The sequence below is a fragment of the Neptunicella plasticusilytica genome (genome assembly GCF_047922965.1).
GTDB classification, from domain to species: domain Bacteria; phylum Pseudomonadota; class Gammaproteobacteria; order Enterobacterales; family Alteromonadaceae; genus Neptunicella; species Neptunicella plasticusilytica.
In genome coordinates this window covers 2173238-2191577 of the sequence record NZ_CP150481.1, presented here as the reverse complement: position 1 = coordinate 2191577, position 18340 = coordinate 2173238, and the positions used below count along the sequence as shown (strand labels likewise).

Annotated in this window: 13 protein-coding genes; 4 read left to right on the top strand and 9 right to left on the bottom strand. The window is 46.5% G+C overall.

Going from position 1 to position 18340, the window contains the following annotated elements:
- Positions 1-46: 46 nt before the first annotated feature.
- Positions 47-523 (bottom strand): MarR family winged helix-turn-helix transcriptional regulator, encoded by a 477-nt coding sequence (locus V1467_RS09765; protein WP_416308594.1) that lies wholly within the window; start codon positions 521-523, stop codon positions 47-49.
- Between the two features lie 507 nt (positions 524-1030).
- On the opposite strand from V1467_RS09765, the gene putP reads away from it, so the two are divergent.
- On the top strand, positions 1031-2527 hold the full coding sequence (gene putP, locus V1467_RS09760; RefSeq protein WP_416308593.1) for a sodium/proline symporter PutP: 1497 nt from the start codon (positions 1031-1033) through the stop codon (positions 2525-2527).
- Positions 2528-2539: 12 nt separating this feature from the next.
- Entirely contained in the window at positions 2540-3634 is a 1095-nt protein-coding gene (gene proB, locus V1467_RS09755) for a glutamate 5-kinase (RefSeq protein ID WP_416308592.1), read from the top strand.
- 73 nt (positions 3635-3707) lie between these two features.
- Here the strand turns inward: proB and V1467_RS09750 are convergent, their stop codons facing one another.
- Complete coding sequence (locus tag V1467_RS09750) at positions 3708-4526, bottom strand: helix-turn-helix domain-containing protein (RefSeq protein ID WP_416308591.1); 819 nt, start codon at positions 4524-4526, stop codon at positions 3708-3710.
- Between the two features lie 154 nt (positions 4527-4680).
- On the opposite strand from V1467_RS09750, the gene V1467_RS09745 reads away from it, so the two are divergent.
- On the top strand, positions 4681-5154 hold the full coding sequence (locus V1467_RS09745) for a carboxymuconolactone decarboxylase family protein (protein WP_416308590.1): 474 nt from the start codon (positions 4681-4683) through the stop codon (positions 5152-5154).
- Positions 5155-5159: 5 nt separating this feature from the next.
- Here V1467_RS09745 and V1467_RS09740 read toward each other — a convergent pair whose 3' ends face one another.
- The 5 genes from V1467_RS09740 to V1467_RS09720 form a co-directional block, all read right to left on the bottom strand.
- Positions 5160-6143 (bottom strand): pectinesterase family protein, encoded by a 984-nt coding sequence (locus V1467_RS09740; RefSeq protein ID WP_416308589.1) that lies wholly within the window; start codon positions 6141-6143, stop codon positions 5160-5162.
- A gap of 102 nt (positions 6144-6245) precedes the next feature.
- Positions 6246-7463 (bottom strand): ABC transporter permease, encoded by a 1218-nt coding sequence (locus V1467_RS09735; protein ID WP_416308588.1) that lies wholly within the window; start codon positions 7461-7463, stop codon positions 6246-6248.
- An 11-nt stretch (positions 7464-7474) separates the two neighbouring features.
- On the bottom strand, positions 7475-8788 hold the full coding sequence (locus tag V1467_RS09730; RefSeq protein WP_416308678.1) for an ABC transporter permease: 1314 nt from the start codon (positions 8786-8788) through the stop codon (positions 7475-7477).
- A 10-nt stretch (positions 8789-8798) separates the two neighbouring features.
- Complete coding sequence (locus V1467_RS09725; protein WP_416308587.1) at positions 8799-9500, bottom strand: ABC transporter ATP-binding protein; 702 nt, start codon at positions 9498-9500, stop codon at positions 8799-8801.
- Positions 9501-9530: 30 nt separating this feature from the next.
- On the bottom strand, positions 9531-10805 hold the full coding sequence (locus tag V1467_RS09720) for an efflux RND transporter periplasmic adaptor subunit (RefSeq protein ID WP_416308586.1): 1275 nt from the start codon (positions 10803-10805) through the stop codon (positions 9531-9533).
- A gap of 300 nt (positions 10806-11105) precedes the next feature.
- Here V1467_RS09720 and V1467_RS09715 point away from each other — a divergent pair, with 300 nt between their 5' ends.
- A complete protein-coding gene (locus V1467_RS09715) occupies positions 11106-11975 on the top strand; it encodes a hypothetical protein (RefSeq protein ID WP_416308585.1) in 870 nt (289 codons plus the stop codon).
- Between the two features lie 5 nt (positions 11976-11980).
- Here V1467_RS09715 and V1467_RS09710 read toward each other — a convergent pair whose 3' ends face one another.
- Positions 11981-15049: an efflux RND transporter permease subunit gene (locus V1467_RS09710; RefSeq protein ID WP_416308584.1), complete on the bottom strand. Its 3069-nt coding sequence runs from the start codon at positions 15047-15049 to the stop codon at positions 11981-11983.
- Positions 15042-18332: an efflux RND transporter permease subunit gene (locus V1467_RS09705; protein WP_416308583.1), complete on the bottom strand. Its 3291-nt coding sequence runs from the start codon at positions 18330-18332 to the stop codon at positions 15042-15044. Before V1467_RS09705 ends, V1467_RS09710 begins: the two co-directional genes overlap by 8 nt.
- Positions 18333-18340: the final 8 nt, after the last annotated feature.

Below are 18340 nucleotides of genomic sequence, written 5' to 3'. Positions count from 1 at the left end.
ATATCGGCCAAGCACTTTCAAGTTAAAGTGATTTTTGCAACAAGCGTTATTTGTTGATGTGGAGTTGTCCTACTTCGAGTAATGGAGCGGCATCCAAATCAGATGCATCCATCATTTTGGCTATTCGCTGCATGGTGGCGACCAGCTGATTTTGCTCCCATTCTTCCAGCGCTTCAAAACGATCAATAAAATGGGCCTGCAGGGGTTTTGGAGCGTTTTCCAAAGCAGTGTGGCCCTGTTCAGTAAGATAGATACTGACCTTACGTTTATCTTCGGTTGAACGCTTTCTGACCAGATAATTCCTGGCTTCCAGTCGATCCAGTATAGTAGTGACCGTTGCCGAGCTAAGATTGATATTATCGGCTATCTGCTTAACCATAATACCTTTGGCCAAGGCGATTTCCTGCATGACGATCAGTTGGGGGGTGGTCAAACCGGACTCTTTACTGAGTTTTTTTGAATATAGGTCGATAGCGCGGATTATGCGGCGTAACGACACCAGCAATTCATCATATTTTTGCATGTCATATTACTCTGGATAAAATATATCCATACTACCTCGAAATAATGGATTCAGAGTATTTCAAGGTGGCATGGGTATAAAGTCGCACTCTATCAAAATATTCTGGCCAAGCCGAACAGATTTTGTCACCAAGCAGGGCTATTGCTCCAGTTACGCCTATATTCCCACAAACGTTACAACGCTTTTTGTGGCTAAATCTACTTAAATATTAAGTAATTATGACAAGGTTAAAATATCAACAATCGCTATTGCCACTTGATATAAATTGGTAAATCCGGATAATAGTTAGAGTACTAATTAATTGTGTGCAAATAAAATTCGCTTCAAACAGGAGGATACCTATATGAAAAAGACAACTGGGAAGAAGCCAACAATAAATATGAAAAATATCCCACACACTTACGCATTTAATCCCGAATCTGAACTGAACGGGGGCTATTTTACTCATTCTCAATCTTCGCTGTGTAACCAACACAAATCTTTTAGCCAACCTGGCAACCAATAATTATGCATTACAGTACTTATATTTCTTTGGCGATTTATTTTATCGCAATGTTGTTGATCGGTCTTTTCGCTTATCGCAATTCGACCAGTGACATATCCGGCTATATTTTAGGCGGACGTAAGGTCAGCCCGCAGGTAACAGCGTTATCTGCGGGCGCATCCGACATGAGTGGCTGGATGTTAATGGGCTTACCTGGCGCCATGTTCGTAATGGGCTTTGAAACCTTGTGGATTGCCGCTGGGTTATTGCTAGGCGCACTGGCTAATTATTTATTAGTTGCGCCTCGTTTGCGGGTTTATACCGAAGTCGCTAATGATGCACTGACATTGCCGGATTATTTTGATAAACGATTCGGCCTAAGTAACGGCGCGATACGAGTTATTTCTGCTGCCGTTATCGTGGTGTTTTTTACCTTGTATACTTCGGCCGGTATCGCGTCCGGTGGCAAGTTATTTGAATCCGCATTTGGTTTGAGTTATCACCTGGGGCTGTTTATTACGGTCTCTGTCGTTGTGGCCTATACCTTGTTGGGCGGATTCTTGGCGGTCAGCATGACGGACTTTGTGCAAGGCTGTATTATGTTTGTGGCGCTGGTCTTAGTGCCCATTGTGGCTTATATGCAATTTGATAATGCGGCGGATTTGATGGCCAATGCTACCCAAACCATCAAGCCTTTTTCATCCCTGTTTAGCGATTTCAGCTTGCTGGCGGTAATTTCCAGTCTGGCCTGGGGATTAGGTTATTTTGGTCAACCGCACATTATCGTGCGTTTTATGGCAATCCGTTCGGTACCTGATATCAAAGTGGCACGAAACATCGGTATGAGCTGGATGACGGTGACGCTGATTGGTGCCGTTATGACAGGTTTGGTCGGGGTTGCCTATATCAACAAGTTTCCACAGCAACTGGATGATCCGGAAACCATCTTTATCCTGTTTTCGGAAATTCTGTTTCATCCCATCATTAGCGGCTTTTTGTTAGCAGCGATCCTGGCAGCCATTATGAGTACCATTTCTTCGCAATTGTTGGTGTCGTCGAGTTCACTGACTGAAGATGTCTATCGTGCCTTCTTTAACAAGGAGGTAGGAGAAAAGGAGCTGGTAAAAGTAGGCAGGATAGGGGTGTTTGTGGTGGCCCTGGTGGCATGTTTGCTGGCGTTTGATCGCTCAAGCAGCATCCTGTCACTGGTCAGTAATGCCTGGGCCGGTTTTGGTGCTGCATTCGGTCCGCTGGTTCTGTTCAGCCTGTTTTGGTCTAAAATGACTCATAAAGGCGCAGTTACCGGAGTGGTTGTCGGGGCGGTGACGGTGTTGTTCTGGATTTACGCCCCCGTATTGGCAGAGGGCAAAACGCTCAGTTCGGTGATATACGAAATTGTACCGGGATTTATTATGAGTTCCGCATCAATTGTGCTGGTTAGTCTATGTAGTCGAAATCCCGATGAGCAGGTGCAGCAACAATTTAGAGCCGCTCAAAATCAACTTGAACAATACAGTTAACAAAGGATTCAGATGAATAAGTTTCAATGGCGTCGCGTGGTTATCAAAGTCGGTAGTGCACTGATCGCGCCGGATAAAAAAGGCTGTAGCTCCCGATATTTGCTCAGCATTGCGCAATTTATCCTACGTTGCCGAATGCATGGCATTGAAGTGGTTCTGGTGTCCTCCGGCTCGGTTGCGGCGGGTGCCCACTTTTTCGCTGAGAGCGACAGAAAAGACATCGCAATCAAAAAAGCCATGGCCGCCGCTGGCCAAACCAGCATGATGGCTACCTGGGATCGTTTTTTTGATTTCCCTTGTGCGCAAATACTGCTAACTCACGCCGATTTAACCGACAGAGAACGTTACGAAAGTATCAGGGAAACTATGTTTTCCCTCTTAAACGGCGGTTTGCTGCCCATTATCAATGAAAACGATACCGTCACAACCGACGAACTCAAAGTGGGGGATAACGATAATCTGGCCGCTATGGTGGCCGCTGCTGCTGACGCCGACACCTTGATTATCTGTTCGGACGTTAACGGATTGTATGATAAAAATCCAAACCAGCATGATGATGCCAAGCTAATCAACTGGGTAACTGAAATTACCCCGGAAATTTATGCGATGGCAGGTGGTGCTGACAGTTCTGTGGGGACTGGTGGCATGAAAACCAAAATAGAAGCGGCCGAAAAAGCTACGTCTCACGGCATCAGTACGTTTATCGTCAATGGCTTTGAAGAAAGCTCATTCAACGATCTGTTAAATGGGCGTAACCCTGGCACTCTGTTCCAGCCATATAAACGTCCGTTACAAGAAAGATTGCATTGGTTAACCCATACTTCCAAAGAGCAGGGCGAGTTAATCGTTCAGGGAAGTTTCGACGAACCACTGGATAAAAACAGCAGCCAGTTAACCAGCGATGGTATTGTTGAAGTCAGGGGAGAATTTGCTATCGGGGATACCATCCTGGTTCGTAGCGACGATGGCACCAGGTTGGCCAAGGCCACCTCAAATTACAGTAGCTGTATGTTGTCTTATATCTCCGAGCAGGAAAGCGAGGATTTAAATCTGCAACCCGGGCCGATTATTTCCGATGAAGATATCGCGATACTGGAAAAGCAGTAAGTTTATATCATAGCCTGAATTCGGGATACGCCGCGTCTGTCGATAACGTCTTTCAGGTAATAAAAAGCCGCTGTCATGCTGATAGCGGCTTTTTTGATCCTGTTTTTTGCAAAGCACGTCGACGGTACTGGCCCGGAGTGAGTCCGACCACCTGTTTGAATTCATGATTAAAATGCGCCTGATCAAAATACCCGGCCTGATAAGCGGTATCGGTCAATGATAAGTCAAATTGCTTCAGGGACTGGCGAGCATAATCAACCCGTTTAATCCGTGAAAATTGTTTGGGCGTCATGCCCACCCATTGCTTGAACAGCCGTTCAAGTTGACGTGCACTGACATTGAGATGTTCTGCCAGATGAATAATTGACTGTGGCGTACGATGTAAGTTAAGCCAGGTCGTTGCCGGCTGTATGCGTTTATCCAGTTCCGGATTAATGCTTAAACGTTGCATCAACAGTGACTCAATCGCATTTAAGCGCTGTTCAATCGTGGATTCAGCGCTATCGACAATGGGTTGAATGCTCAGGTTAATCGACAGCTCATCCGGATGGACGGGCAGACCGGGAATTTCATTTAGCGGCAAGGTAAAAAAGTGGTAGCTGGTACCGGGATAGAAACGTAGTCCCACCGCATCGATATAACCGCTTAGCGTCAGACTGGTGGTACGGGTATTGGGCCCCATGACGATACAGTCTGTCGTTACTCGCTGCTGATTGTAGATAAAGGGGCTGCCAAAATTAAAAATCAGGCCACTGCCGCCTTCAGGATGCAAATATTCGGTGGTGGACGGGACTTTTCCATAAATATGCCAGTAACTTTGCACATAAGGTTTAAGCATCAAACTGGGTTGATAGCGATGAAAGCCTATATGGGATAACTCGGGTACTTGCATAACCAGTGATAAGTTGTTGGCAACCCTGTCAGTTTAACAAATAAGCCCATAACAACTGAATATAAAATTGTGCTGATGTCGCAAATATACAATTCACACTTAGCTGATTAATTTAAATTACACCTCGTTAGTTAACTTAATGAGGAAATAAATTATGTCTATGAAACTTAATTATCAACAAGCTTCTCCAGGTGCAGTTAATGCTATGTGGGGACTGGAAAAATATATGGCCAGTAAAATAGCCAGCCAAGATATCGAGCATTCGTTACTGGAGCTGATCAAAATGCGGGTATCGCAGCTTAATGGCTGCGCTTTTTGCCTCGATATGCACAGCAAAGATGCTCGCGCAGCAGGTGAAACTGAACAACGTTTGTATACCCTGTCGGCCTGGCGCGAAACGCCGTTTTTTACCGAACAGGAGCGCGTCGTTTTGGCCTGGGCTGAAGCATTAACCACATTGGCGACAGGCCATCCGGATGAAACACTTCTGGATGCATTGCGTGAACATTTTACCGATAGCCAGATTACCGATTTGACCCTGGCGATTTGCGCGATCAATAGCTGGAATCGTTTTGCCATAGGTTTTGGTGCCGAAGTGGGTTCTTACAAAGTGGGTGACTTCGGTTAACAGCTTTATTGATGAGCGGGTTTTTCTTGCCACCAGCTCGTTTCGTTTTCTGCTGACAAGATAGACTCGAGACTGAGTCTATCTGCTTGCTGATCGGTTAATTGATGACTCCAGTTTACTCGTTTGGAGGGGGCAGCACCCAAGCCTGTACTGTTATATTCAGCATAGTAGCTGGTTTTCTCGGCTTCGGGTTTGGACCAGTTATGCCAGCCTTCAGGTACAATGTGCTGACCCATTTGCGTATTAATAAACAGTGTTTTGGCATAGGGGCGCCAGGGGCGTCCCAGATAAACCTTGTCCGTTTCGCTGTCAGCGGTGAGCCGGCTGTTAAAAAAGACCAGACCAAAGGGCTGATTTTTCGGTGTCGAAGCGGCGGTAATGTAGGAATTGGCTTTTGAGTGAATTTCGCAGTCATCAAATACTGCTGTGGCCGCGCCAAAGATAAAATCGGTAGTGCCTTCAATATAGCAATGGCTAAAATATTGACGATAACCTTCACCCGCCACGTACAAGGTATCCTGACTGCCTAGCAAGGCAATATTGTTAAACTGTGCACGATCGGCGTTAACCGCCAGGGCAACGGCCTGACCTACCGGGCCGGCGGTATTTTGGATAGTTAAACCTTCGGCTCTAAAATCATTGGCATCGACCTGCATTGTGGCAGTGTGAAAGGTACTGTTACGGCCCAAATTCACTTTATTGAAATGGTCACCAAAACGGACTAGGGTTTGCTGCACTCCGGCCCCGATTAATGACAGTCGGGTATTCCAGGCGTATACCGTCACTTTCTCGTTATAAATGCCCTTGCCGATATGGATAGTAATGCGTCTATCGGGGAATGCTTTGGTATGATTGATAGCTTGCTGGATACTGGAGTAATCGCCGCTACCGTCTTGTGCGACGCTAATTTGATACTGAATATCGGCGCTGGCCCATTTGCTGGTCAATGCACACAACACTACAAAAATACTTAACTTATAATTTTTCAACCATTCCACCTTTAAGATCCTAACAGGCAAGTTGGCAAACCATAATGTAAAACGGCTACCAAAGGTAGCCGTTGAGAAAGGTATATCTTCTATGTTTCATATTTAAACTGTTCGGGTTGCAAGGGCCGGGGGAATAGATGCCGCACGTTTAGCCGGCCCAAATACCGCGATTTGCCCCACAATCCACAACACCAGCATACCGGCCGGGATCAGATACCAGTCGATTCGATTGAGCGAAAACGCCTGCACCAGCCATATATTTAAGCCAACAGTCAGTGCCGCACCAAGCGCCACACCAACGCTGCTGATTAAAAAGTTCTCCAGCATAAAGTAGCGCAGAATATCGCCCTGACTGGCACCCAATGCGCGCCGGGTGCCGATTTGTTTTTTACGTCGATTGACACTGAAACTGGCCAGACCCACTATTCCCAAAGCCGTCACTATGGTCAGGATCACCATGACGGTAGAGAGGATATCGATCATCGCACTATGTTGGCGATAGCTGCGTTCGCGGGTTTCCTCAACGCTGCGCATGCTGCGGATAATTCGCCCTTTGTTGCTGGTCGCCAGCATATCCTCAATTTTGGGCATCAGTTCGTCACGACGACCCGGCTCGGTACGGATAAAATAACGATAAGAAGGAAAATCCAGCGTTTGCGGAACTAGCATGGCATTTTCGACTTTGTCCCAGCCAATCCAGGGTGCCTGAAGCTTATCGATAATACCTTTAATAATAATGCCTTCATTGCGATTGATGTACACCGTTTTACCCACCGCCGATTGCCAGGGATCGTCCGGAAAAAGACTTTGCGCCATGGCTTTGGTGATCAGAATTTGCGCTGGCCAATGATTTTGCCCACCTTCGCGCCACTCAATATCTGTGGCGGTAAAATCCTGCCCGGCGATGACCTCAACATCAAAGGTACGGGTACCGTGTTCATCTACCATATAGACAGCCACACCAGTGCCGTCGATATCATCACCCGGTTCAGTCTGTAGACCCATTGACCAACCACCACCACTAACAGGAATGGCATTTACCTGAATGGCATCGACTACGCCTGGCAGTTGCCGGATCATGTCCAAGTCTTCTTTTACCGTGACTTTTGTGTTGAATTCAGGTGCAAAACTGTAGCTAGTCAGATAAAAACTGTTGGCTTCATCCACGCCGCTTTCACGCGCCATCAATTCTTTGCGTTCCGAGATGATAAAAATCGAATTAACAATAATGGTCATAGTGACGGCAATTTGTACTGCAATCAGTATGGCGCCAACTTTATTGCGCATCATGGCGCGAAATATCGGTCCTATTTCCCACATAATTTATGTTCCTATTGATCTTTTAATTGGCTGGCAGGCTGAATGCTGCATGCACGCCAGGTCGGATAAAGTCCAGCAGCAATACTGGAAAGTAGCGCCAGGATCATGGCAATCATCACCAGATTGAAATCCAGCGAGGTTACCCGATCAGCAAACTCACCATAAAGGGCTTTGATCCCCTGTAATCCGATTAATGCCAAACCTATACCGGCAATACCGCCGGCCAGGCCAATGCAGGCAGTTTCCACCAGATGCTGTTTAAATAAATCGCTTTTTGATGCGCCAACGGCACGACGTAAACTGATTTCAGCCGCTTTACCGGTAAACTTGGCCAATAGCAATCCAATGGTGTTAAGCAAACATACCAGTAAAAACATAAAGCTTAACCACAGCATAATTTGTGCGTCATCGGCGACAACTTGCTTGATTTCCATCCATTCCATTACATCGGACAAACGGTTATTCAATGGACGAGGGAAGCGACCAAAGGCTTTCTGTTGTTCGACATAGCTGTTGAGATAATCCATATATTGCTGCTTTTCAGCGTCATCTCGCAGCTCAACCCACATCTGGTAGTTGACGCATTCGGAGTTAAGAAAACCTCTAAAACCTTCTTCTGCAGGACTTTTCCAGCAGTTGGTATTGCCTCCTTGCGGCATTTCCAGCTCTTCTTTAAGCAAAAAAGGCATAAAGATTTCTTCAGGCTCATTAAATTGTCCCGTGCTTAAATCATAAAACTTGGGCACCGGGATCCAGCTATCCAGTACACCGACAACGCGGAAATTATTGCCTTTAACCTTAATCGTTCGACCTATGGAATTTTCGCCGCCAAACACCTTGTCATTGGTTTCCCGGCTGATTACTACCACAAATTCCCGGTTCTGATCGGCGCTTTGATCCCATCCTGAGCCGAACAAAAAAGGTGTCTGGAACATGGCAAAGAAGTCCGCACTGGTCAGACGGATCTCCGCCATATAGGGTTTGCTGTCTTGCCCTGGCGGCTCAACAGCGGCTGAGCTGCTGGCCATTACTGCCTGACGATAGGCTTTTTTGGCCTGTAAAAAGTTTTTCGCTTCGGTCCAGGTCAGTTGATCCGGCGGCTCATTAGGTTCATCAAATGGATCATTCGGATCCCAGCTGTCCACCTGGACGTAAAACAACTTATCACTTTTTTGCGGAATAGGGTCCGCCGACATCAGGTAATTAATGGTAATGGTGGTCATACAAGCGCCGATACCCAACGCAATAGCCATGACCATCAAACTGCTGAGGATGGGGTTGCGTTTGATACTCAGCATGGCCAGACGTAAATAATAGTTAAACATCATTTGCTCCTTAGCCGTTAACTGCTTCAGGGATAGCGGAAACATCATGTAATTCGCTGACTCGTCCATCACGCACATATATATTGCGTTTTGCTTGTTGAGCCAAGGTAGCGTCGTGCGTCACCATCACAATAGTAGTGCCTTGTTGGTTAATATCCTGCAACAGCTCCATCACACTTTGCGCCATTTTGGTATCCAGATTGCCGGTAGGCTCATCGGCGAGCAAAAAACGTGGCTCGCCGGCCAGCGCCCGGGCAATGGCGACACGCTGTTGTTGGCCACCGGAAAGCTGCGAGGGCAGGTGCTTCAACCGATTGGCTAATCCGACCCGTTCCAGGCTTTGTTCAATCCGTTGTTTACGTTCCTTGCTGTTAAAGCCGCGATAACGTAATGGTACATCCACATTATCAAACAGGTTCAGATCAGGGATCAGGTTGAAACTCTGGAAAATAAAACCAATTTTTTCATTGCGAATACGACTACGCTGCTTGTCATTAAGTGAACTGACGTCCAGCCCGTCAAGCATATACTTGCCTGATTCAAAGGTTTCCAGTAATCCGGCAATATTCAGAAAAGTCGTTTTCCCTGAGCCGGATGGGCCAGTCACCGCGACAAATTCACCTTCTGACACGCACAAATTGAAATCTTCCAGTGCATGGGTTTCTACCAACTCGGTTCTGAATATTTTTTTTACGTTAGTCATCTCTAGCATGATGTTATTCCTTGAAATAAATATTATTTTTTAATCATTGATTAGAACGGTTTCGGCACCCTGGAACTGATCCGTGCCGGAAATAATAATTTGTTCGCCGCGCTGCAGTCCGTCGAGAATCTCGACACTGGCCAAACTACGGGCACCGGTATGAATACGACGTTTGTGCGCTGCGCCATTGCTAATGACATAAGCGATGCTACCGTTGCCACTTTCCAGAAATTGGCCTCGTTGCACCATTAACACATCGGATTTATGTTCGATTAGAATACGGGTGGTAAGGCGCTGGTTCTGGCGTAAACCGGCTGGGGAATGGTTGGCAAAACGCACCCGGCCGATCACTTGATTGTTCTCAATTTCAGGAGAGATGGTGATCAATTTGGCCAAATGCGTTTCGCCATTAAGAGCTATTTCGGCATCCATACCTATATTCAGGTCGTCGGCGTAACTTTCCGGAATGGCGACTTCTATTTCAAATTCGGACAGGTCCACCACACTTAAGATAGGCTGATTTTTTGCTACCTGATTTTTTTGCTCTACGGCCAGATTACCGACTAAACCGTCCACCGGAGAGCGCAGGGTTAGCTCGCTGACTTTACGGGTGAGTTCGGCAACCAGCAAGGTTTGACGGTCAAGTTGCAACTGCATGGTCTGTATTTCAAAAGACAGACTTTCCTTATTCAGATCCGCATCAGCCACAGCATGCTGGTAAACCAGTTGGGCGTTTTCCAGTTCGTCCTGGGCTTTTTCATAATCAATCTGACTAATGGCGCTGGTTTTGTATGCGGCATCGGCTCTGCGTTTTTCCCGATCTGCAGCCGTTAACGCCACTTTGGCCATATCCACCGACTTCTGATTTTCCAGTGCCTGTTTCTTAGCTTGAATACGCTGTCTGTCCAGGCCCATTTTCAAACTCAGTTCAGAAGATTCTTCCTGCTTTAACTGATTGGTTAATTCCGGACTGTCTATCGTTGCCAGAATCTGTCCTTTGCTTACCTGATCGCCAGCATCGACTTCAAAGGTAATAGTGCCTTGTGCGGTGCTATACAATCTGGGACTGACTGCAGCAACGACCTGGCCTTGTACTGATAAATCACGAACAAAGTCTCCCTGAGTCACGGTTGCGAGGCGTAAACGCTGTGTACTGATGGACGCTTCGGCGTTAGACCAGTTACTCAGCGTAGGCATAAGCCAGATGGTAAAAATTAATACCGACAATGCGGCCAAACTAATCAGGAGATAGGTTTTGTTTTTGCTTTTCGGGGCCAGAACAACATCCTGACCACTAGTATCACTAATTTTCATGGTTAACTCTTGAAGTAAGAACAATCAAAAGTTAAGTCGAGATTAAACTGTAGAAAGTTTAAATCAGAATGATATTGTCTTGATTTTTATAAAATATCGTTAATAAACAAATATTTACATCATTAAATTTAATTACTTCGGTCCATTTTAGGAGGGCGAATACCGGCAAAAAAGTTAAAACATCGAATACTAACTGTGCAATAATTAAACAAATAGAATCTCCGGCAGTGTAAAAAGGAGACAAGGAACCGTCCATAGCGGGAACTGCCGAATTTGCTTCCATAACGATAAGTAGAATAGATGAAGGTATTCGGGACAGTAATAATCATTAGTGTGCTAGTGGTGGGATACAGTTATTCCGCCAAGGGAGTTCCTCAGCCGGTCAGATATATCAGTAATCAGACCAATGATAACGATCCACAAAAAAGTTATTTTGTTGAATTATTGCGATTAGCCCTATCTGCCTCTGGAGAAGAGTATATTCTCCAGCCAATTTATCTGCCAATGAATCAACAACGACAAGTGCGATTTTTGGATTCCGGTAATATGGATCTGATGTGGACCATGACCACTAACGAAAGGGAATTACAGGCACTGCCTATCCGTATTCCGCTTCTTAAAGGTTTGCTGGGCTATCGTATTTTTGTTATTCGCAATAACGACCAGCCCCGATTTGCCAATTTAAAACTTAAAGGAGAGTTAAAGAAATTCAAGGCTGTGCAAGGTAACGGCTGGCCGGATGTAGACGTGCTTGAGTACAACGGTTTTCCGGTAGAAACCACTTACTGGTACGACACCATTTATAAAACATTAAGTGCCGGCCATTTTGATTATTTTCCCCGTTCCGTGCTCGAAGCGCACTCCGAATTAAACTATTATCATTTTGATAATCTGGTTATCGAACCGCAACATATGCTGTATTACCGAACAGCCATCTATTACTTTGTTAAAAAGGGCAATGTACGACTGGCGCACGACATCGAGAAGGGATTAAGAACGCTGATAAGCGACGGCCGTTTTGACAAATTTTTGTTTGAGTTTCCCGAACATCAGGCGGCGTTGGAAGCCGCCAATATGCCAGAACGGATTATCTATCAACTGGATAATCCGTATCTGCCCAAATTAACGCCCAACGATCCCGAGCTTTGGTATGTGCCAGAACAAAGATAGCGTCATCAGGCTTTAATAACCCGATTGACCATCAGTTTACTGCGGGCAATCATATTGGCGGTTTTGCGGCGTAATTTTAGCAGTAGTAAATAAGCCAGTGGCACCAAAAACAAACTGGTTATGGTCGAGAAAATCAGTCCGCCTATAATCGCAATCGCCATCGGCGAGTAGGGAGGTCCATCACCACCAATTTGCGTCCCGCCTAATGCCAGCGGTACTAACCCCAATACAGTGGTACCCACCGTCATTAGTATTGGCCGGATCCGGTTAAGGCAACCTTCAATAATTGCATCAGGCACAGTGTATCCCGAGTTCACTAACTGATTAATCCTGTCCACCAGTACAATACCGTTATTCACCACAATCCCCATTAAAATCAGCATCCCGATCATACCCATAATTGACATGGATGTGCCGGTTAATAAAAACGCCCAAAATACTCCGGTAAAGGAAAAGAGCAGGGAGGTAATCACCGCGGTAGGTAACAAAATAGATTCAAATAAAGCTGCCATGACGACGTAGATCATGCATACCGCCAGCAACATATTAGTTTGCATGACTGCCTGTTCTTCGCGCTGGCGCTCGAAACTGCCGTCCAGTGTCCAGTTATAGCCGGCCGGTAACTGCATATTGTTCATCACTTTTTCAATGCGTTCTCTGGCCTGCTCAATGGTGACATCTTTTTCCAGGTTGGCACCAATTGCCAGCGCTGTTTGTCGATAGTGACGGTTGATTTGGGATAGCCTGGGCTGGATTGTCATGTCGGCGACCATATCCAGCGTCACGTTGTGGGTATCATCCTGTTTAATCGTCATGCGTTTGAGTTCTTCAACTGAATGTTGCAGTTTTTCATCAAACATCATCTTGACGCTGACTTCGCCACTTTCCGCGTGTCGAAAAGTCCGTAGGTTGGAACCACGCAACGCTGTGGCGACTATATTGGCGATATCCTGTACATTGAGACCGAAACGATAAGCTTTGCGGCGGTCGACTTGCAATTGCAATTCATATTTCTGGCTGTCCAGCTCGGTTTTAACATCGGTTAAGCCTTCAATATTGGCGAGTGTCGGCACGATCTGGTTAGCCACTTTCATCAGCGTATCCGACGACTGGCCCAATAGTGTCATACGTACACCACCACCGTTGCCCTGATCCCACTGGAACGAGGGGTTGGCTCTGACAAAGGCCGGAAAGCCGTCTTTAATCATTTTTTTGACCTCGGCCTGCTTGACCGGCAAATCATCAATTAAGGTGATACCAGAAACAGCGTGGCCGGGATTGTAATAACTGTAAACCTGTTTGATGTAAAATTTTTCCTTGTTGGCGAATAAATAGGCCTCCATCTTGTTAACCGTTTTTTCTACCTCTTCCAGAGAATAACTGCTGTTCATACCGTAATTCAGCCAAATCCGGTTGTTGTTGTCATCCCGCTCTTCGTCACTGGTCACTACCCCCATCGGAATAGCCGTACTGACCAGAATCAGCACCGCGATAAATGCGGTTTTACCCTGATGCAACAAGGTCCATTTCAGTACGCGTTCATACCATTTAATATAACGGCTGGGCTGAACCGGTTGATTTGTCTGTTTGGGTTTTATTTTGGCGGCCAACAGCGGGATTAAGGTTTGGGCTATCAGTAACGAGGCAAATAACGAAATGCAGATAGCAATGGCCACATGTTCAAGGAAAATTGTCAGGTCAATTTTTTTACCGACAATATTGGGCAAAAATACAATCGCCGTGGTAGCGGTTCCCGCGATAACCGCCATACTGACTTTACTGACCCCAGCTTTGGTGGCAGCTACCGGATCGGCAGTGTGTTCTTTTTCCTGAAAAATACTTTCGGTGACTACCACTGCGTTATCCACCAGCATTCCAACCGCCAGCATCAAACCCATCATTGACAGAATGTTCAGGGTATATCCCATAAAATACATGCAGGCCAGGGTAATGCAGATAGAGAAGGGCACGGATAACACTACAATCATGGTGGTAGTGAATTGGCGTAAAAAAGCGTACAACACCATAATCGACAACAATGCGCCGATAAGACCTGCGTCCAGTAAATCACTGAGTGACTGGGTAACGCTATGTGCCTCGTCATCCATCATAAATAAATTAATGCCATTAAAGGCGGGATCGGCTTTGGCTTCGTTGATCACTTTGTTAACCCGTTGTGATACTTCCACCAGGTTGGCACCGGATTCGCGGAAAATATTAAAACCCACAGCATATGTCTGGTCTAAATGCCGGCCTTCTGTACGTCGAGGCGCTTCATATTCAATATCCGCAATATCTTTTAGCTGTATACCGCGAGAAATATACAGCTGTTCGATTTCATGCTTACTTCGGAACTCACCAATGGGATTGACCGATATTTTTTGGTCTTGTTGATAGAAATGGCCTGCTGACATGGAGAAGTTGGCGTCTTTCAGGCTTTTCGCCAGTTTCAACGTATCCACATGCATAGCGGCCATGCGCTCGGAATCCAGCCGAATAGAGATTTGCCGCTTTTGTACACCGTAAAGTTCCACTTTGGATACGCCTGCTACTCGTTCCAGTGGCATTTTAAGATTACGTTCCAGCAAGTCATAAGCGTTGGACAAGTCGCGTTCGCTGGAAACTCTGAACTGGAAAATAGGCGCATCGGAGGTATTGAACTGATACACCAGCACCCGTTCCACGTCGCTCGGCAACATATGCCGGATGGAATCCACTTTTTCGCGAGCTTCAACACTTTTAGCCTTGAGGTTTTCGTCCCATTTAAATTCCAGTTCAATTTCAGCACTGGTTTCGTTGGAACGGGAACGCATTTTGGTGATGCCGGACATAGTGGCAAGCGCTTCTTCCACCGGACGTGTAATCATTTTTTCCACTTCTACCGGCGTGGCATTTTCATAGGGAACTACCACTACGATAAAAGGCACATCAATGGCAGGGAATCTTTCTAGTGGCAACAAGCGGCTGGCCATTAGTCCTAGCATCAGCATCGAGAAAAACAGCATGCAAACCGTCACCGGGCGGCGCAACGCAAAGCTGGCCAAACCGGCACCCATGGATTCAAGCTTATTCATGGGCCATCTCCACATTATTAAACTGCTTACGGTCAAACAAGCTATATAACACCGGTATCAAGAACAACGTCAGCAGGGTGGCGAACAACAGCCCGTAAATAACCGTAACTGCCATCGGCGTGCGTATTTCTGCTCCTTCTCCCAAACCAATCGCCATCGGCAACAAGCCCAGGGTGGTGGTTAGGGTTGTCATTAAAATGGGTCTTAAACGGCTTTGGGCCGCATCAAAAATCGCTTGGGACTTTTCTACACCAGTTTCACGCAGCTGATTGATCCTGTCGATTAGCACAATCGCGTTATTGACCACAATACCTGCCAGCATTATGAGTCCGATAAACACCACCACCGAGACGTTGGTGCCGGATAAATACAGTCCGTAGATAGAACCCGCGCAGGCCAGCGGCACGGTAAACAAGATCAGGAACGGGTGGAGCAGGGACTCAAACTGGGACGCCATAACCAGGTAAACCATAAATACCGCCAAAATAAGAGCGAATTTAAGTGATTCAAAAGATACCTGCATTTCTTCATTTTGACCGGCAACACGGGCCTTCATGCTGACAGGTAGGGATAGCTGTCTGACCAGCTGCCTGGCTTCCAGCGCGGCTTCTCCCAAATCACCATAAGCCAAATTTGATGACACGACCGCCACCCGTTGTTGACCAACCCGGGTGATTTCACTCGGTCCAATTGACATCTGTATATCAGCTACTGCATTTAAAGGGACAGAAGGCAAACTACCGGGATTGACAACCATTTGTGAAATATCCTCTACCGAATCCCGTTGACGTTCTTCGGTACGAACCAGAATATCGACCTTACGATCGTTAATGGTAAATTTGCTGGCAATTTCGCCACCGACTTTTGCCGCCACCATTTTTGCCACATCCGGCGCATTTAAACCAATTTGTGCCAACTTGGCATGATCAAAGTAGATCTGTAGTTCCGGATTACCGGCCTGCAAGGTCGATTTTACATCGGCAAAACGCTCATTCTGCTGCATCAGCGCCACTAATTTATCGCTATAACGGCGTAACATGCCCAAATCATAGCCACTGATTTCAATTTCCAGCGGTGTGCTAAAGCTAAATAACTCGGGTTTACCAAATTTAGCCTCAACACCCGCCTTGTTGGCGAGAAACTGGCGCATCGACTGGATGGTTTGTTGCTCATCAGCAGTGCCACTGCCTGCTTTAAGTACTACATTCAAGCGTCCCCAGTAGTCACCGCCCTGGCCTGGGGATGCGTTCATCAGACTCCCGGTCCCGGCCAGAGAATAAGTGCGATCGACTTGCGGTAATGTTTGGGTAAACTGGGCCAGACTTTCCAGTACCGCGTCGGTATTTTCCAACTTGGCTCCGGTAGGCAATGTTATTTCGGCATAAAGCTCGCCTTGTGCCATGGATGGAATAAGCTCCATACCAATGCGGGGCAACAGCACAACCGAACCTGCTGACAGGATTAAAATACCAACCAATACCGTCATGCGGTGGGCTAAAGCTGTATTTAACCCTCGTTGATAAACACCACTAAGCGCTGTATATGTCTTGTCAAACAACCAGAGAACCGGCGTAAAGAGCTTGCCCAGTAGCATACTCACCAAGCGAAACAGGCTAACAATAGCACTACTGATCATCAGGCTAACGTAGTAAATAGCTTGACCAATCAGCCAAAACAATTTTCTGAATGGCCACAACAGATAGAAAAATGTCTTGCCCAGTCTGGTGTCCGGTTTAACCTCTTGTCGAGGTTCACCCAAATCAAGCTTATCGGCAGCTCTCTGCTGTTTTTCCCTCGCTGCCATCATCGGAATAATAGTTAATGCCACCAATAGCGATGCACCTAATGCAAAGGTCACGGTTAATGCTTGATCGCTAAACAGCTGGCCGGCGATCCCTTCGACAAATACCAGTGGGAAAAACACTGCCATGGTGGTTAACGTCGAGGCAATAATCGCGGTAGACACTTCTTTTGTGCCTTTAGCTGCTGCTTCATCGATGGGAATAGCTTGTTGTTTCAAACGATCAATGTTCTCCAGCACGACAATGGAGTTGTCCACCAACAGCCCGATTGCTAGCGCGATACCGCCCAGACTCATAATATTCAGACTAATGTCGTTGCCGTACATCAGGTTGAACGTGGCAATAATGGATACCGGAATGGATACCGAAATAATCAGGGTAGGCCAAATGTTTTTCAGGAATAAATACAACACCAGCATGGCCAGAATACCACCGATGATCCCGGCCGATTTAACTTCATTAATGGCGTTGGAAATAAAGCGGGACTGGTCGTAAACCAATTGTAACTGGTAGTTTTCCGGCAAGTCCTTGTTGATTTCCTCAAGACGGATTTGAACATTTTTGGCTACTTGAACGGTATTGGCATCACCTTCTTTGTAGATGGCAATTTCAACCCCTTCAAGTGCCTGAAAACGGGTGATAGAACTGCGTTCTTTATAGGCATCCCTGACTTCGGCGATATCGCCCAGGCGGATATGTCGCCCCTCACGGGTGGCGATAAACACGTCGCGCATCTCATCCAGAGTTTCGAACTGGTTTAAGGTACGCACCAGATATTCCTGATTTCCGTCTTCAACCCGCCCACCAGAGGTATTGACGTTTTCAGCTTTTAGGCGATTAATAATATCTTCCACTTTGATATTCAGTTGGCTAGCCTGATCCTGGTTAAACAACACCTGTATTTCATTTTCGAGTCCACCACCAACCCGAACTGAAGCCACACCTGTGACCGATTCGAGTTTGCGTTTTATTTGCTCTTCGGCGTAAGTGCGCAGGGTTTTCATTTGATCGATATTTAGCGCCGAGGCACCATCGCTTCCTTCGGCTAGTTTGCGACCAAAGCCAAAACGCAGAACAGGATCCAGACTGGGATTAAAGCGCAATAATAACGGCCGTTTCACATCCAGAGGCAACCACAGTACATCCAGTTTTTCGCGTACCTCCAGACTGGCGACATCCATATCGGTGCCCCATTCAAACTCGAGTACCACATCAGACTGACCGGCTTTTGAGATAGATTCGACTCGACGAACGCCCTTTACCACACCAATAGCCTCTTCAATGGGCTTGGATACCAGTTGTTCCAGCTCTCCCGGAGCCGCGCCTTCATAGTCGGTGCGGATGGTGAGGGTAGGGTAGGATAATTCGGGCAATAAATTCAGTGCCAGACGCGATAGCGACACAAAGCCGAACAGCAAGATAGCAAAAGTAAACATCCATACGCTAACGGGTCGCTTAACAGCAACATCAACAATACTCATGGTCAGTT

What these genes read in the sequence shown, in the direction of transcription:
- V1467_RS09765 (WP_416308594.1), bottom strand. Translation starts at nt 523, where the DNA reads ATGCAAAAATATGATGAATTGCTGGTGTCGTTACGCCGCATAATCCGC.
- putP (WP_416308593.1), top strand. Translation starts at nt 1,031, where the DNA reads ATGCATTACAGTACTTATATTTCTTTGGCGATTTATTTTATCGCAATG.
- proB (WP_416308592.1), top strand. Translation starts at nt 2,540, where the DNA reads ATGAATAAGTTTCAATGGCGTCGCGTGGTTATCAAAGTCGGTAGTGCA.
- V1467_RS09750 (WP_416308591.1), bottom strand. Translation starts at nt 4,526, where the DNA reads ATGCAAGTACCCGAGTTATCCCATATAGGCTTTCATCGCTATCAACCC.
- V1467_RS09745 (WP_416308590.1), top strand. Translation starts at nt 4,681, where the DNA reads ATGTCTATGAAACTTAATTATCAACAAGCTTCTCCAGGTGCAGTTAAT.
- V1467_RS09735 (WP_416308588.1), bottom strand. Translation starts at nt 7,463, where the DNA reads ATGTGGGAAATAGGACCGATATTTCGCGCCATGATGCGCAATAAAGTT.
- V1467_RS09730 (WP_416308678.1), bottom strand. Translation starts at nt 8,788, where the DNA reads ATGTTTAACTATTATTTACGTCTGGCCATGCTGAGTATCAAACGCAAC.
- V1467_RS09725 (WP_416308587.1), bottom strand. Translation starts at nt 9,500, where the DNA reads ATGCTAGAGATGACTAACGTAAAAAAAATATTCAGAACCGAGTTGGTA.
- V1467_RS09720 (WP_416308586.1), bottom strand. Translation starts at nt 10,805, where the DNA reads ATGAAAATTAGTGATACTAGTGGTCAGGATGTTGTTCTGGCCCCGAAA.
- V1467_RS09715 (WP_416308585.1), top strand. Translation starts at nt 11,106, where the DNA reads ATGAAGGTATTCGGGACAGTAATAATCATTAGTGTGCTAGTGGTGGGA.
- V1467_RS09710 (WP_416308584.1), bottom strand. Translation starts at nt 15,049, where the DNA reads ATGAATAAGCTTGAATCCATGGGTGCCGGTTTGGCCAGCTTTGCGTTG.
- V1467_RS09705 (WP_416308583.1), bottom strand. Translation starts at nt 18,332, where the DNA reads ATGAGTATTGTTGATGTTGCTGTTAAGCGACCCGTTAGCGTATGGATG.